This is a genomic window from Thalassotalea euphylliae, assembly GCF_003390335.1.
GTDB lineage: Bacteria > Pseudomonadota > Gammaproteobacteria > Enterobacterales > Alteromonadaceae > Thalassotalea_F > Thalassotalea_F euphylliae_B.
On record NZ_QUOU01000001.1, the window covers coordinates 1,480,744 to 1,496,019 of the forward strand.

14 protein-coding genes and 1 pseudogene are annotated in these 15,276 nt (G+C 43.6%); 8 read left to right on the forward strand and 7 right to left on the reverse strand.

The window, feature by feature from the left end; translation table 11 throughout:
- Window positions 1–230 precede the first annotated feature (230 nt).
- The gene (locus DXX93_RS06590) at window positions 231–1,238 is read right to left on the reverse strand and encodes a choice-of-anchor H family protein (protein WP_147302648.1); all 1,008 of its coding nucleotides are present in this window, start codon (window positions 1,236–1,238) and stop codon (window positions 231–233) included.
- Window positions 1,239–1,427: 189 nt separating this feature from the next.
- Between DXX93_RS06590 and DXX93_RS06595 the strand changes: the two genes are divergently transcribed.
- The 4 genes from DXX93_RS06595 to DXX93_RS06610 all read left to right on the forward strand — a co-directional run bounded on the left by DXX93_RS06595 (window position 1,428) and on the right by DXX93_RS06610 (window position 4,903).
- Complete coding sequence (locus DXX93_RS06595; protein ID WP_116007405.1) at window positions 1,428–1,712, forward strand: PepSY domain-containing protein; 285 nt, start codon at window positions 1,428–1,430, stop codon at window positions 1,710–1,712.
- A 42-nt stretch (window positions 1,713–1,754) separates the two neighbouring features.
- Window positions 1,755–2,429, forward strand: coding sequence for a response regulator transcription factor (locus tag DXX93_RS06600; protein ID WP_116007406.1), 675 nt, complete (start codon window positions 1,755–1,757; stop codon window positions 2,427–2,429).
- Between the two features lie 49 nt (window positions 2,430–2,478).
- Window positions 2,479–3,897, forward strand: coding sequence for an ATP-binding protein (locus DXX93_RS06605; RefSeq protein WP_116007407.1), 1,419 nt, complete (start codon window positions 2,479–2,481; stop codon window positions 3,895–3,897).
- 394 nt (window positions 3,898–4,291) lie between these two features.
- Window positions 4,292–4,903, forward strand: coding sequence for a DUF998 domain-containing protein (locus tag DXX93_RS06610; RefSeq protein WP_116009857.1), 612 nt, complete (start codon window positions 4,292–4,294; stop codon window positions 4,901–4,903).
- A 10-nt stretch (window positions 4,904–4,913) separates the two neighbouring features.
- Here the strand turns inward: DXX93_RS06610 and DXX93_RS06615 are convergent, their stop codons facing one another.
- Window positions 4,914–5,630: a cupin domain-containing protein gene (locus DXX93_RS06615; RefSeq protein ID WP_258872604.1), complete on the reverse strand. Its 717-nt coding sequence runs from the start codon at window positions 5,628–5,630 to the stop codon at window positions 4,914–4,916.
- A gap of 195 nt (window positions 5,631–5,825) precedes the next feature.
- Between DXX93_RS06615 and DXX93_RS06620 the strand changes: the two genes are divergently transcribed.
- Window positions 5,826–7,397: a DUF3300 domain-containing protein gene (locus tag DXX93_RS06620; protein ID WP_116007409.1), complete on the forward strand. Its 1,572-nt coding sequence runs from the start codon at window positions 5,826–5,828 to the stop codon at window positions 7,395–7,397.
- 283 nt (window positions 7,398–7,680) lie between these two features.
- Window positions 7,681–8,493, forward strand: coding sequence for a polyphosphate kinase 2 family protein (locus DXX93_RS06625; RefSeq protein ID WP_116007410.1), 813 nt, complete (start codon window positions 7,681–7,683; stop codon window positions 8,491–8,493).
- 151 nt (window positions 8,494–8,644) lie between these two features.
- Here DXX93_RS06625 and DXX93_RS06630 read toward each other — a convergent pair whose 3' ends face one another.
- Entirely contained in the window at window positions 8,645–9,187 is a 543-nt protein-coding gene (locus DXX93_RS06630; protein ID WP_116007411.1) for an MlaC/ttg2D family ABC transporter substrate-binding protein, read from the reverse strand.
- Window positions 9,188–9,470: 283 nt separating this feature from the next.
- Between DXX93_RS06630 and DXX93_RS06635 the strand changes: the two genes are divergently transcribed.
- Together DXX93_RS06635 and DXX93_RS06640 are read left to right on the forward strand one after the other, a co-directional pair.
- Window positions 9,471–10,145: a response regulator transcription factor gene (locus DXX93_RS06635; RefSeq protein ID WP_258872753.1), complete on the forward strand. Its 675-nt coding sequence runs from the start codon at window positions 9,471–9,473 to the stop codon at window positions 10,143–10,145.
- Between the two features lie 6 nt (window positions 10,146–10,151).
- The gene (locus DXX93_RS06640) at window positions 10,152–11,480 is read left to right on the forward strand and encodes a sensor histidine kinase (RefSeq protein WP_116007412.1); all 1,329 of its coding nucleotides are present in this window, start codon (window positions 10,152–10,154) and stop codon (window positions 11,478–11,480) included.
- Window positions 11,481–11,634: 154 nt separating this feature from the next.
- Here DXX93_RS06640 and DXX93_RS06645 read toward each other — a convergent pair whose 3' ends face one another.
- The 4 genes and pseudogenes from DXX93_RS06645 to DXX93_RS06660 form a co-directional block, all read right to left on the reverse strand.
- Window positions 11,635–11,877 (reverse strand): hypothetical protein, encoded by a 243-nt coding sequence (locus tag DXX93_RS06645; protein WP_116007413.1) that lies wholly within the window; start codon window positions 11,875–11,877, stop codon window positions 11,635–11,637.
- A 64-nt stretch (window positions 11,878–11,941) separates the two neighbouring features.
- Complete coding sequence (locus DXX93_RS06650) at window positions 11,942–12,274, reverse strand: hypothetical protein (RefSeq protein WP_116007414.1); 333 nt, start codon at window positions 12,272–12,274, stop codon at window positions 11,942–11,944.
- A 273-nt stretch (window positions 12,275–12,547) separates the two neighbouring features.
- Window positions 12,548–13,756: an IS256 family transposase gene (locus DXX93_RS06655; RefSeq protein WP_116007348.1), complete on the reverse strand. Its 1,209-nt coding sequence runs from the start codon at window positions 13,754–13,756 to the stop codon at window positions 12,548–12,550.
- 91 nt (window positions 13,757–13,847) lie between these two features.
- Window positions 13,848–14,880 (reverse strand): annotated as a pseudogene (locus tag DXX93_RS06660) (IS630 family transposase).
- Window positions 14,881–15,276: the final 396 nt, after the last annotated feature.

A 15,276-nucleotide genomic window follows, 5' to 3' on the forward strand; every position in this document is an offset into this window, starting at 1 on the left:
GTTTCCAATACCTTGACAGGCTTCATTGTTGTCGCGAATAGACGCCGCATCCTTATCCACTAAAGCTTTTAGAATCTGCTGGTTGCACCGCTGTTCTTACATTACTTTTTTGCACTGCTTTTTTGCGCAGATTTTTTTACGCAGATAATGGCGCGCGCCGTTTGATAGTGCGGCGGTTAAGCTGGCGGCTCAAATGTATCGACCCGGTAACTACTTCGCAACTTAGATTACTACTTGGCAACTGATAAAGAACTTCTCAATAACGGTAGGAAAACCAGTATTATCAAGCCCTGCCAGTTAAGACTTCCCCCGTGAACGTGAATTTCTTCCTCGTAGTAAATGTCAAAGTTTTCACTTTCCAGCGGCAGGGCGTATAAGCTGCTGCTTTCGTCACTGCTGTAGGTGGCAACAATATCGCTGTAGCCTACTTGATATAAGTCAATTAGCACGTCGTAGTGATCGGGCTGGTAGCCAGTTGCTAGCGTGCTTAATACTTGGTATTCATCTGCTGTTGATTCGCCGACAATCAAAAAGTCATCAGTCGTATAGAAATACTCCCAAGCACCACCATCACGGCGCAAATAGATATCGGCATAAACCAGCGCTTCGTTTACGCCATTGTAAGTGTATACATCGGCATCAAAGGTCACGCTGAAGGTACGGAAGAAACCGTCGGCGTCAATGTCGTCAAATAATTGCGTAAAACCGTCAAAAATACTGAACTCTTGACGAAAGCTACGGGCGGCTTTGACTTCAATTTTTTGCTTGCTCTGTTGCTTGCTGCTAGGCAATTGCGCCAGACTTTTCTTGGCTTGATGGTCAGCACGCGTCATTTTCGCAACTGTAGGTAAAAGCTCCGTGGCTAAGAGCTGTCGCTTGGCATTTTCCGATAGTGTTTCAACGCCAGTGTTATCGGTTGAGTGCAGCTCACGCTTATAGCCGCTGATCGCTTTAATTTGCCGTCCGCTTGTGACGACAGGAGCCGGTGCATTGAGTAATTGATTTGCCAAGGCGTTCGCCGTATCGTTTTCAACGTTGGCGTTAATATCGTTTGCCATACTTTCATTGGCGGTAAGTAGCAGAAAAACGAGGCACCAAATACAGGCAACGAGTTTAAACCAACGAATTTCGACGCGCTTAGCGCGACGCAACTGCTGCACGCCCGTATGTTTGTTGTCGCGAGTTCCTGCGGCAGATTGTCGGTCAGAGTGTTTAGTGCTGATTTGAATGTTCATCATATGCCTCCTGTTGCAATTGAGGCTTATTAAAACAAGTGTCAACTGAATCGTGACTGAACTTTTAATTCAGCAAATGTTCAGTTAATGCCGCCTAACCTGTGGCAAATTCGGCAAAAACATTTCATCTGCGATTGCATTCTTTTACACTAAAGTGGTTAGTGGAAAATAAAGCAATAAAATAAGGCTGTTATGACTAGGTTGGCGTTACTGGTAATTTCATTGTGTTTACTGTTGGCAGCAGCGCCAGCGGTTGTCGCACAGCCCTACTATGACAAACAGACGGACAAGCAGGCAGGGCAGGCGCGTGCAAAGGGCATTAGCGCTTCGCAGGCAGCACAAAAAGTACAATCGCGCTACGGCGGTAAGGTGCTCAAAGTGCAGCGCTCAGGTAATGGTTATCGCGTTAAGTTGATCAAAAAAGACGGTCGTATCGTCAGTGTTTTTGTCGATGGCAGTGGCCGAATTAAGGGCTAGCCCTAAAACCTAAGGTCGCATAACGTTATACAGGAGTGACAGATGCGTTTATTACTTGTTGAAGACGATCAACAACTGCACGAAAATTTAAAAACCTCACTAACCAATCAAGGGTTTAGTATTGATTCCGCATTCGACGGTGAAGAAGGCTTATACCTTGGTAGCGAGCATCCTTACGACGCGGCGGTAATTGATATTGGCCTACCAAAAAGAGATGGCATTTCCTTGATCACTGAGCTACGCAGGCTCGACTTTAAATTTCCCATTATCGTGCTCACTGCTCGTGATCGCTGGCAAGATAAAGTGCAAGGTTTAGATGCTGGCGCAGATGATTACTTAACCAAGCCCTTTCAGTACGAAGAATTACACGCCAGACTAAATGCCTTGATCCGTCGCAGCGCCGGCCAAGCGAGCCCTGTGCTAACTAGTGGCGCACTGAGCATTAATACCGCCAGTCATCAAGTCTTAGTTAATGACCACGAAGTATCACTGAGCAGTTATGAGTACCGATTGATTGCTTATTTAATGCTACAGCAGGGTAAAGTGGTGTCTAAAACCAGTTTAACCGAGCACTTGTACGATCAGGATTTTGATTTGGACTCTAATGTGATTGAAGTCTTTGTCCGTCGTTTACGTAAAAAGCTCGATCCAGATGGCGAGCATAACTTTATCGAAACTCTGCGCGGGCAAGGTTACCGTTTGCGTGTGGCTGAGTAGGTTTAGTTGATTAGGCTTAGTTTGCAAGGTAAGACGGTTTAACTACTTGATGACTGATTCTTCGTTAAACGCCTCAGCGGAAAAAACTCGAACGTTAAAAGTCCCTTCGTTAAAGTCTCGATTAGTGATCAGTGCCATGGTCATGCTATTCGTGCTGTTACCGGCCATCGGACTGACGCTGGACAATGCGTTTGGCAAGCATTTATTAAAAGCCGTTGAGCAAGAGCTAACCGCACACAGTTACAGTATCTTGGCGGAAACGGATTACATCGATGGTGAGTTACTGACCCCCACTAACTTTCTGGAAAGTCAGTTTAATGTGATTGATTCAGGTTTGTACGCGCTGATCACCGAGCTAAATTCCACTGTTGAAATTGAGACGCTAAGCGCTGCTCAAGCGGAGGAACAAAGCGGCCTTATTTGGCACTCTGACTCTGCGCTTAACATCACCGCGATCAACTCACTGCATTACCCGCCACAAGGGGAGCGAACCTTCTATCTAGTAAACTTTGCTGGGCAGGCGATGTTTGTGTCGAGTTTTTCGGTAAATTTCGCCGACCTCGACCAAGATATGCCGGTAACGCTGCACATTGCCAAAAGCCAGCAAGACTTTATGGCGGCGCAAAAAGCGTTCCGTCAGCAATTGCTCGTTTGGTTGGTGATTATTGCCGTTGTCTTTGCAGCGATAATGTGGTGGTGGCTGAGTTGGACGCTAAAGCCACTCAAGCAACTAACCACAGAGCTAAAAACCATCGAGCAAGGGGATAGTGAGTCAGTTGCTGGCCAATACCCCATGGAAGTGCAGCCAGCCATTAACCAGTTAAACAATTTATTGAGTAACGAACAAACGCAGCGCTTGCGCTATCGCAATGCTTTAGCTAATCTTGCCCATAGTTTAAAAACGCCACTAGCAACCATCACTAGCGCCGAGGCGGTTTCCTTTGAAGTACAGCAGGAAGTGAATAAGATTAACCAAATTGTCGAGCATCAACTCAAGCGCGCACAAAGTGCTGGTCAATCGGCGTGGCGACTTAGCGTTGATATTAAACCTTGCGTTGAAAAGCTGTTAGCGGCAATGGCGAAGATCTATCGCGATAAAGCCATAGCAACAAGCGTTAATATTCCTGAACATGCCAAATTTAAAGGTGACGGGGCCGATTTAATGGAAATATTAGGCAACCTCATCGACAACGCTTTTAAAGCGGCTAAGTCGCAAGTGGCGGTGACGGTGATTTGTCGTAGCAGCGAGGTGATAATGCAGATTGCTGACGATGGCGTTGGCATTTCGGCGGATGAACGAGACAGTATCATGCAGCGCGGCGTGCGCGTTGACACTTATGAGCAAGGTCACGGTATTGGCCTCGCGATTGTGCGAGATTTAGTGACCAGCTATCAAGGTGAAGTGCACATTAAGCAAGATCACAAGCTTGGCGGCGCTTTGTTTGAGTTGCTATTTCGCACTAAGTAGTTAGCTGGAATTAAGGCGCCTTTTTACACACTATTATACCAATTGAAATAACTACTTAATCATTCAGCGAGAATTAAAAGGCTTAGAGGCACAGGTTATATGCTCCATGTATAACCTAAGTACCTACATCCATGTAGGCAAGGCATTGATTGCAGAGCATGGTCGCTCCCCTTTTTTTGCATGGAAAGCAAAATCAATAACGCAGCATATGAGCCTTTTAAACTCGACCTTTGGGAGCGTGTCAGCGTCGCGATAATTGCGCCAAATTGATGAGATGTAGAATAACTATATCAACAAAAATTTGGCTTGTTCTCCCACCGCTGACAGCGCTCTGAATTGATCAATTAATTAATTCAATTGGTATTACCCAGAGAAGGGAATGAAATTGTTAGAAATAATGGAAACCGTTGCGAGTATATCGGGCCTAGTTGCCACAGTTTGGATCACTTTAGGTGTGTGTATTGCAGCTAAGCGTTATCCCAATTACGACCATTATCAGCAATTTTGCAGCGAACTGGGCGCCGCAGGTAGCCCAACAGAAAAATTGTCACCACGTATCAATAATTATCCATTAGGGGCATTGTTTTGCTTGTTCGGTGGCTATATTACTGCGCAAACAGCGGCGGATATTTTCGTCATCAGCGCAGGCGTATTAGTCATTATCCACGGTATTGGTACCTGGGTTGCGGGTTACTTTCCGATGGACAAAGACCCATACACAAAAACGCCAAGTACACACTGCAAAATTCACTCTTGGGCAGGCTTTGTTATGTTACTTGCGCTCTTGATTGCGCCACTACTCATTGCCATTGGTGGCGATGCAATTGGTTTGCCCATGTGGTTTAGGGTGGCCTCAGTCATCTGCGTTGTACTTGCTTTTTATTACTTAGTGAAAATGACTAAAGCGGTGAAACAACAACACAATGTTGGTCTGTATCAACGAATTTCATATTGGATAAAACTCTTGTGGCTAAGTGCGCTGTCAGTGATTTTGGCCGTTAGTTAATGTTATCGCACTAGATCTGATGTTGGGGTAAATGCCCGCTTTTTATCCAGATAACAGTGTCAGCTTCAGCAAAATATGGCTCGTCGTTTAAATACGGACTGCGCAGCCAACTTCCGGCAGCGTGACTGCCCAATGCACTTTTTAACGATCCTGATAGGATGTAAATCTCTTCGCCGTTTGCGTTTGTATCAGTATCTGGCCTGCTGTTTTGACCACCGATAAGTTCATCGGCTGGCGTAAACGTGCTCCCTGGAGAGAGTTTTATCAATGCGACAGATTCATTTTGGTGCTTGTGTAGCGGCATAATGAAGTTTCCAGCAGGTGTTCTCTGCCAAGCGGCGGTCTTGGTATCAACGCGAATTTGCGCGCTGTCTGCTGCTTGAAATTGGTGTAACTTAACCAACAAAGTACAGCCATCCGTCGAATAAGGGGCGTGGACAAAACCTTTCGGGTTACGAATATAAGTGCCAGCAGGGTAATCGCCAGTTTGATCGGAAAATACGCCATCAAGTACCAAGATTTCTTCACCGAGTGGGTGGTTGTGTGCGGAAAAGCTCGCGCCAGCATCATACTTTACAATACTGGTCGCATGGCCTTGCTCTGCGTGTTCGCGCGCCAAGGGTTTACGCCAAACTCCAGCTTTGGGACTGGCAAGCCACTCTTGCTTTTCACTGGAAATAACCACTCGCTGGTTAAAGTCCATGTTCAAATTACTAATTTCGCTCATCTTGGCACACACTGTTTTTCAGTCACTAACTTCTATTGTATCAAGTTTGGGCGACAACGCTTATGCCCATTTGTTTTGGCACATTCAATTAGCGACTCGATGCTTGGCCAAGTATGGCTGGTTAAATAACGTTCAGCATTAATTCAGTTTGCCTTTTTTATAGTAACAAGCAACTCGTCAAGAGAGGGATTTACTATGAAAACTCACCTGTTTAGCCCTGCGCTGATCGCGTTAACCCTATTGGCTACTGGTTCAGTCACGGCTAGCTATGGTGCAAATGCTATTGACTACAGTGGCAGCACTTACCAATCAACACCTTCGCAGCAAGGGAGTGAAGCCGAACAGGCATTGCTCACCGAGGGACAGTTGGCTCAGCTATTGGCGCCCATCGCTTTGTACCCCGACAGTTTATTGAGCCATATCTTAATTGCGGCAAGTTATCCATTAGAAGTGATTGAAGCGCATCGCTGGCGTGAATCTCAAGGCAGTATCTCTGATGAAAAGATTGCGAAGCGGCTTGAAGATCAAGATTGGGATGCCAGTGTCAAAGCCATCGTACCGTTTGAAACTGTGCTTGAGCAAATGAACAAAGATTTAGGCTGGCTACGCCAACTTGGTGACGCTTTTTTAGCGCAAGAGCAAGATGTCTTAGACAGTATTCAGGCTCTGCGATTACAAGCTAAAGAGGCGGGCAGCTTAAACGCCATTGACAAAATTGATGTTGAATACGAGCAAGAGAAAATCGTCATTGTATCGCGTCAGCCAGAGGTGGTTTATGTACCGTATTACGATGCGCGCGCCGTATACGGACATTGGCGCTGGCACCATTATCCGCCAGCTTATTGGCGACATCGCTATGCGTTCCATACGGGTTATCACGACTATGGCTTAATTAACTGGCATCGCGGTATTCATATTGGTGTTGGTTTCTTTTTTAGCGCGTTTCATTGGCATAGCGGCTATGTGATCGTGAATCACCGCAGAGGCTTTCATAACCATTATCGCTATCACAATCGCAAGCGCCATCATATTTTGTACAGCGGCTATAGCAAGCGCTGGCACCATAAGCCATATCACCGCCGCAATGTTGCTTATCGCACTGCATTTGTCAAAGAAAAGTACCGCAGCCAATATCCGCATCAACGCAACCATGCGGTTCGTTATGCCAATAAAGTACGCACTGGTAAAATTGCGCATGACAAGGCGATAAAACGCAGCGCAAAACATCACAATTTCAAACGCACAGCAAGCAGTTTTAAGCGTGTAAAAGGGCAGTTGAATCAGCACAAATATCAAAATAAATACACGCGTAATAGCGCTAAACGCGTTCCCAGTGCAAGTGATAAAGCGCGTCAATTGGATGCACAAGCTCGTCAGCGAGAAGGATTTAAGCGCTACCAAATGAGTGACAGAAAAAGCGCGCAAAATCGCGTTAAATTTAATGCACCACAGCGACAATCTACTAAGCCTCAAACAAGCTACACCAGTGCATCGAAAAAACACTACGCAAGCGCGCATAACAAGAAAAAGCCCGTGGCGAGTATCAATAGCCAATTACGTCAAAAAGCGTCTGGCAGCAGGGATAAATACCAACGGGTCAGTAAGCGTAACAATGTCAATGCGACACATAAACGCGCAAAGGTGATGAACAAGCAGGGTAACCAGCGAAAATCGTACAGCAAATCAGTTAACCGCTCTGCGAAAAAGAGCGTCAAGCGCCAACAAAAAAGCTATGCGCGCAATAGTCGCCAGCAGCGCAAACACTAATTGTGAAAAGCTAGTTAGCCATGGCAACTGAGACTTAGGGGTTAACCGCTAGCTTTGGCTCTGGCTTTGGTATTGGCTCAGGGAAGTAATTGGCGGTGTTTAGGACAATCAAAAACACCAACTAAGTGCTAAACATTCGCCTTTTGCTATTGATTTGTTTTTTATTAAGCTTGATAAATATCAAATGCTTAGCTGTTATTGGCTAGATTAGAAGATTGAGACTTGAGGCATCAAAAACCATCTTCTATAGTGGGTTTACAACTTTTTACTAACGACTAGCCCTATGCATTCACCTTCTGCGATTACGCTCCAACCCGCCGATTTACTTGAGTCCGTTGATTTGACTCAAGCAATTGAAGATAAAGCAAAGTACGAAAAGCAATTAAAAAAGTGGCAACAGCGCATGTTGCAAGTTCAGCAAGCTTATTTTAGGCAAGGCAAACGCGCAATTCTGGTATTTGAAGGTTGGGATGCCAGTGGTAAGGGCGGCGCGATTAGGCGTTTAACTGAAAAGTTAGACCCGAGAGGTTTTAACGTTTACCCCATTGCCGCTCCCGATCCTATCGAGCAAGCGAAACACTATTTATATCGCTTTCAAACTAAGTTACCAGCGCCGGGCAGTATCGCCATATTCGATCGCTCTTACTATGGTCGCGTGCTCGTTGAGCGGGTTGAGCAATTTGCCAAGCCACAGGAATGGCAACGCGCCTATCAGGAAATTAACGAATTTGAACGCATGTTAGTTGATGATGATGTCCGTATCGTTAAAGTATTTTTGCACATTAGCAGTGATGAGCAACTGAAGCGTTTCAAGGAGCGTTTAAACAGTCCCATCAAGCGCTGGAAGTTGACCCAAGAAGATATCCGCAATCGCGAAAAATGGGACGATTATCACGCTGCCATTAATGACATGCTCAAGTATACCAATGCCGATCATGCGCCTTGGCGCGTCATCGCCGGTAATAAAAAATGGTACGCGCGCATTGCCGTGCTCAAAGCTGTTGTGAATGCGATGGAGGCTGGTGTAGATACCAGTATTCCACCTCTCGATGAAGCCGTTGTCAGCGCTGCTGAAAAGGCGCTGGGTGTTCGCTAGCGTTTGAACTTCTACAGATTAGCTAGCTCGCGCTGTTGGCAAATTGGCTGAGCTAGCCTAAATAGCCTAGCTCAATCGTCACTTGGTCAATACCTACCTTGCGAATTGCGCCTGATACTTGAGCACGTTTGCTTGCCAGCATTGAGATCCCTTAGGCCAGCACATCAAATATCAACCAATTCCCTGTCTTTTTGTGTTTTCTGAGCCTAAACACTAGTTCGATAGGAGGTTTGCTTGGTTCGACTATAGTCATCGGTACAGACACCAATTTTGTGTTCTTGACCAGTTTAGGTTGAGCGTATACCAGTTTTTGACCATTGTATTGCTTTAGAATAGCCGTATAGGATCTGACAATATTGTGTTTCATCGCTTGCGTAAATTTTGCGCGCTGTGCTTTTGTCGATTTATTGAGGTGTTTGCCGAGCACTTTGTAGGCAACATAGCGATGGTCGATAATCGGCAACAATTCCTCTTGCACAATAGTTTCCATCAGTTCCGGAAATTTTGTCAGGTTGTCCTTGTTTTTGTCTAGGCGGTTAAACAGACTTTTAGCCGTAATCTCAACGACTTGATAAGGCGATAAGTTGGCTTTTGTCTTTGTTAACGTGTCAATATGCTCGACAGCGACACTTGGCGATGTGACAGCGATTAACATGGCTGCGACATAACATAATCGATAGACAAGTTTGTTCATTTTATCCTCGGCGCTCTAATTGATTCACTAGGTCTTTAACAATGTTTTTAACAATGTGCCGAAAATTTACATTAAGCGTGTTCTGTCGGCGTTTGTTTGTGTTTACCTGCTCATAATATCAACCAGCGATTGATTACAAAGTAAGAGGGTGTAAGGCGCTCGACGTTTTGTAAGCCCCTGTAAGCATGTATATCAATTGCGGAACTTTTTAGATAAATTGGCATCGTTGAGAGGAATTTATATGAAAAAAAATAGCATAGTACTGGTCTAAGACGATGAAGAAATCTCAAGGCTCACTGCGCTCTATCTTGATGCCGAGGGCTTCGAAGTAGATGTCGTCAGTGATGGCGAATTGGCACCAGGTATTATTAAAAACCGCGATCCAGACTTGGTTATTTTGGATTTGATGTTGCCGGGGAAAAGTGGCATTGAAATTTGCAAAGAAATAAGAGGTTTTTTTTCACGACCCATCCTTATTCTAACGGCGCCTAATGATGACGTAACTGAGGTGAGCTTGTTGAAGTTGGGCGCTGACGACTACCTAACCAAACCACTTAAACCTCATGTGCTAGTGGCAAGAATAGAGGCGTTATTAAGGCGTTCGGAAATTGGCGCTGGCACTCAAACGAGCGCTGATGATTCGACTATGCCATCCATGCCATCTACGCCATCGCTAATTGAGGTGATTGACGATAAAAGCCAAGTGATTTTCAAAGGAAAGCGCATTCAGTTGACCAGCGCAGAGTTGGAAATGCTGAAAATACTCAACACCAATAAAGGCAGAATTGTTTCTAGAGAGGAGTGTTGCCAGGCACTAAGGGGCATAGAATACGACTTTTCTAACCGGTCTATCGATATGCGAATTTCCGGTTTACGGAAAAAACTGGGTGATGAAGAGGCACCGTACAAAATCATCGCAACCATCCGAAACAAAGGCTATAAGCTCTTACATGAATAGAATTAGATGAATAGCATTTCCACGACATTATTTACTCGGCTGTACCTTTCCATCAGTGCAGCAATACTGATAAGTACCATTCTTACCTTAGTCATAATTGAGTCTTATGACTATAAACAAGAGATTAACGACTTTAAAGAAGATATCAGTTATATCCATAAAGGTTTGATGAGCCAAATTCAGTTAGGTGCAGTATCAGCTGATGTTACGTTAACAGTGTCCCCGTATTTTGAAGATAGGTTTTCAGCTAAGGTCGTTAACATACCCCATACCGATATGGGGTGTGTACAATGTCTTGTGTTAGGTCAAGCTCAGAGGGCGTCGTACTACGAAACCGAACAAGGTGTGAGATATGCAGCTATTGCGCTAAATGGGCCAAATACAACGCTTATTATTACCGAAAAGCTAGAGGTCATCATGGATGAAGAGTTTGACCTTAACGTTGAAGAGGCCGCTTTTCTGTTACTGATATCGCTTTGCTTAGTCATTATTGCCACTTTGTTGTACTGGCCGGTTCGACAATTGCAATCAGATATTAAAGCACTGGTGGAATGTTTTGCCAATTACGGCAGAGGCAACCATCAATTAAGAGCAAGTGACAGTATTCCCAAACCGCTTAATGAAATTGCGCTTAGCTTCAATAAAATGGCTGATGCAATAGAAAAAAACGTTGAAGAGCGGAGTGTTTTTGCGCAAGCGATACCACATGAAATACGCACCCCGTTGAGCAGAATACAGCTAGCCTCAGGGCTTATCAAACGAAGCTCTAAAGAGGTTAACACCATAGATTTGGCTGACGATATTGACAACTATATTGAAGATATCAATGTCTTTATCAATCAAATGATGGAATTGATGAAGCTAACGGATCACGGCCAGCACTTTTCAGATGATACTCACCAGCTTATCGAACTTGAACATTTTATTCGCTCAAGAGGGGAGCAGTTAAACCTGGAGCGTAAGCATGAGATGTTTTTTGAGGTAGATAACACCATTAAAATTTCAGCCTATCCCGTGCACTTGATTCTGCTGATGGATAATCTGTTAAAAAATGCGCTTGCCTATACCGCCAACAAGGTCGGCGTATTTGCAACTGAAAAAGACGGAGAGCTTTTCGTGTCAGTAGAAGACGATGGCGAAGGGATCGCAGTTGCAGATCGCGAGAAGGTTTTTATTCCGTTTAATCGGCTAGATAAAAGTCGCAACAGAAAAACCGGAGGCTTAGGCTTAGGGCTAGCGATTGCTAGAGCCTCAGCACACAAAATTGGTGGCAGTTTACGTGTTGATGAATCACGGTGGGGAGGTGCGAAATTTACCTTTTCACTCAAGTTGTAAGGCTAGAAATAGTTTGGAACTCAAAGCACTCAAAAGCGTATTTTGGGCTTACAAGATACCAGCCATGTTGACGTAAATTATCAGATTAATTAGCTAAGATTTAGCGTGATAAAGACTTTATCTCCAAGTATATTGGCTTGTGTGGTTATGTGGATTATTCTACCGATATGATGACACGTTCATTATCTTGATGATCTTCTATTTCAACTATTGTGCCTGATGTATCTGGGTTTGTTGCGGCTAGTATTAAGTCTTCGATACCCATAGACTTGGCCTCTAGCAAAGAAAGATATTTTTTAGGGAATACTCTAGAAATAGCTTTAAGCACATCAAGTGGTATTTTAATCGTTGTGTCCTTAACATTGTTTTCAAAAACTTCGATTTTTAGCATTTTCATAGTTAATTTCCTTTTAATTTTTTAAATCGCAAAGTAATGGCTTTGTCAAACACAGAGCTGACAGCTACTTGCGAGAAGCTTTTTTGGCATCGCTTTTCGATTTTGAAAACAAGGTTGAACAACAAGCTACAAGCCAACCAATTAGGAACCAGAATGCAATCAAGTACAATTGGGCAGACCATGAAGCATCTGTAACCCCGAACTTTTGAACGGAAACGTTGTTCGAACCAAACAATTGAGTTGTGCCAAACATAAAAGGAGTGTTAGCCCAGATCAAAATTAAAATTATAAAAGGAATAAATTCCATACCGATACTGACGAGGAGCATTGCACATAAGGGAACTACATTTAGAAAGCTCCCAATATATATTGTTCTTTTAGTTAATTTATTGATCATTATAAATCCTTTGTATGAATGCCCTGTAATGCAAATAACTGATATCCACAAAGTTCAATAAAGCGAACGATACTTTTAGGCTGGTAAGTTGATAAATAAAGAGTAGTACATAGCCCACTACAACGCAGTGTAAAGCCATAAGCATAAAGCAGCATTGGTGATAAGTTATATCTACTGCAAACGACGATACTTGAAGAAGCATTTTAAGCCAAAAGGATGAGTACCTGACTGGTTATAATAGACCCTGTAACACATTTTGTGTAACTGCCAGTTTTAAATAACATCTTTTAATCGGTCTTCGAATTCGATCATAAATCGATTTAAGGCCGATTTCCAATTTCTTATCGGCATCGTCCATTTTTTAGATGCCTGCTCAATAGCTAAGTAAACCACCTTTTTCGCCGAATCGTCATGTGGGAACAGCTTACGTTTCTTAATGGCTTTACGTATAACTGAGTTCAGCGATTCAATAGCGTTGGTGGTGTAAATAGCTTTTCTGATATCTTCAGGGTAATTGAAGATGGTACTAACGTTTTGCCAGTTATTTCGCCATGAGCGAGAGATATTGGGATATTTACTGTCCCAGCGTTGCTCAAACTGCTCTAAGGCCATTAAGGCTTCATCTTCAGTTACCGATTGGTATATGCGCTTTAAATCAGCCGTGATGGCTTTGTAGTCTTTCCACGGCACAAACTTCAATGAATTACGCACCATATGAACAATACAAAGCTGAATTTGTGTGTCAGGATAAACGGTATTAATTGCATCAGGGAAACCTTTAAGGCCATCGACACAGGCGATAAGGATATCTTTGACGCCACGGTTTTGAAGCTCCGTTAATACGTTAAGCCAGAACTTCGCGCCTTCGTTTTCTGATATCCACATACCTAGAAGTTCTTTATGGCCTTCGATATTCACGCCTAAGGCTAAGTAAATGGCTTTGTTGATGACTTGCTTATCTTGGCGTATTTTTACAACCAAGCAGTCGAGATAGACGATTGGGTAAACAGCATCAAGCGGCCTGGCTTGCCACTCGACGACTTGAGCGATAACCGCATCAGTCACACGAGAAATCAGTGTTGGTGAAACATCTGCATCGTACATTTCCTTGAATGTGGACACGATTTCACGAGTCGTCATGCCTTTGGAATACAGATATAAAATCTTGTCATCCATTGACGTAAAGCGGGTTTGATTCTTTTTAACCAGTTGAGGCTCAAAACTAGAATCTCTATCACGAGGTGTATCTAAATCAATCTCGCCATCTTCTGTTCGTATAGTTTTGGGCGAATAGCCATTGCGTGAATTATCGTTGATGGATTGCTCATGACGAACATAACCAAGGTGTTCATCCAGCTCCGCATTAAGCGCAGCTTCAACCGTTACCTTGGTAAGCATTTTACGAAAGTTCGTTAAATCTGCTTCCGTTTTGATGGATTTAGCCGCTTGCTTGGCAAAGACTTCAAGTTCTTTCTTGTTCATAACTACCTATCCTAAACCCTATATGGGTATTAATAATAGGCAGTTACACAGATTTAGTTACAGAGTCTTATAATACCAATTTCATTAAGTATTAAGTCACCTTAATCCAACCTCTCGAGCACATTTGTTTCACTCTGCTAGGAGTTGATATAAATGTGTTCCATGCTTTTGATACTTGCTCGACAATATCGTCATAACCTTTAAATGTTCGATTTGATAAACAGTGCTGGCGTATCCAACTCCATACCTGTTCAATTGGATTGAGCTCTGGAGAATAGGGTGGGAGCTTGATAAGAGTAACGTTGTCAAATGGCCGGAAGTATCAACAGTGTGCCACCCGGCACCATCGACAATAACAACTGCATGCCTGCCAGGCGCTGTCGCCTTGGATATTTGTTCCATATGTAATGTCATGGCTTCTTTGTTAACGCACGGTGTTATTAAAGCTTCAGTCTTTCCATTGCTTGGGCAAACTGCCCCAAATAAGTACCCATATTCATACTGTTGCTGTTTCACCACTCTAGGTCGAGTGCCACATTCAGCCCAAACTCGCGTCGTTTGGTTCTGCTGCCCAAATCTTGCTTCATCTTGAAACCAAATATCCATGTCTTCAGGCATGACATTAAATGGGGTGTTCACGATCGTTGACAGGCGAAACTTTTTTTAAAAACTTCTTGAGCCTCTGCTGATTGCTTGGGGTGTTTGGAGCGAGTCGTTATCCAGCTTAGCTCAAGACTGTGTAATAACCGATAAACATTGCCTATCTGATAGTTAACGTTAAAGTTGTTGCTAATGTAGGTTTGAATATCAGCCGCAATCAGTCGCCCTCCATCACTGGACTGTGCGTGTTTTAAAACGAACGCTTTTAATTCAAGCTGTTGATGTAAAGTTAAATTGGCTGGGCGACCTGAAATAGGCTTGCTGTCTAAGCCAGTTAACCCTTTTTCCAAATAACTAGATACCCATTTATTCACGCTACTTCTAGCTGTATTTAGCCTTCGAGCGATATTGGCTCTATTTTCGCCTTCAAAAAATAATGACACTGCCAATAAGCGTATACGCTTTCGTGCATTTGACTCTTTTCTTGAGAGGGCTAAAAGCTGTTTTGATGTTTTTAAGTTCAAGGCGGTTAATGAAGATTATGATAACAACCCTTATTAGATCAGATATTTAATTAAAATGGTATAAAAATACAGTAATTGAATTAGTGGTACAGGTAAAAATAGAAACACTCTAGCTGTGTTGCCAACTTGGGCAGAGGCTGTCACGTAGCTATTACAAAATCGCTAGATAATTGTACCCTCAATCTCCCTTGGTAATCACACAACTACATATTAGAAGTGGCCAATGAAAATTGGCCACCAGATCATTGAAATTTGAGAAGTGTTAACCGCTTCACCGACGAGTGATTGAGTTGCACAGGAGCAGCTGAACAGCTCAATTGATCGCGAAAGCGTGTTACCGTTAAAGCTCGTAATCGGTATATCGCTGTGCTACGCAAATCCATGACTCAGTGCCAA

Excerpts from the sequence above, each read along its gene's own strand:
- DXX93_RS06650 (WP_116007414.1), bottom strand. The coding sequence starts at position 12,274 with ATGATCAATAAATTAACTAAAAGAACAATATATATTGGGAGCTTTCTA.
- DXX93_RS06640 (WP_116007412.1), top strand. The coding sequence starts at position 10,152 with ATGAATAGCATTTCCACGACATTATTTACTCGGCTGTACCTTTCCATC.
- DXX93_RS06595 (WP_116007405.1), top strand. The coding sequence starts at position 1,428 with ATGACTAGGTTGGCGTTACTGGTAATTTCATTGTGTTTACTGTTGGCA.
- DXX93_RS06590 (WP_147302648.1), bottom strand. The coding sequence starts at position 1,238 with ATGATGAACATTCAAATCAGCACTAAACACTCTGACCGACAATCTGCC.
- DXX93_RS06620 (WP_116007409.1), top strand. The coding sequence starts at position 5,826 with ATGAAAACTCACCTGTTTAGCCCTGCGCTGATCGCGTTAACCCTATTG.
- DXX93_RS06630 (WP_116007411.1), bottom strand. The coding sequence starts at position 9,187 with ATGAACAAACTTGTCTATCGATTATGTTATGTCGCAGCCATGTTAATC.
- DXX93_RS06645 (WP_116007413.1), bottom strand. The coding sequence starts at position 11,877 with ATGAAAATGCTAAAAATCGAAGTTTTTGAAAACAATGTTAAGGACACA.
- DXX93_RS06625 (WP_116007410.1), top strand. The coding sequence starts at position 7,681 with ATGCATTCACCTTCTGCGATTACGCTCCAACCCGCCGATTTACTTGAG.
- DXX93_RS06615 (WP_258872604.1), bottom strand. The coding sequence starts at position 5,630 with ATGAGCGAAATTAGTAATTTGAACATGGACTTTAACCAGCGAGTGGTT.
- DXX93_RS06605 (WP_116007407.1), top strand. The coding sequence starts at position 2,479 with ATGACTGATTCTTCGTTAAACGCCTCAGCGGAAAAAACTCGAACGTTA.
- DXX93_RS06655 (WP_116007348.1), bottom strand. The coding sequence starts at position 13,756 with ATGAACAAGAAAGAACTTGAAGTCTTTGCCAAGCAAGCGGCTAAATCC.
- DXX93_RS06600 (WP_116007406.1), top strand. The coding sequence starts at position 1,755 with ATGCGTTTATTACTTGTTGAAGACGATCAACAACTGCACGAAAATTTA.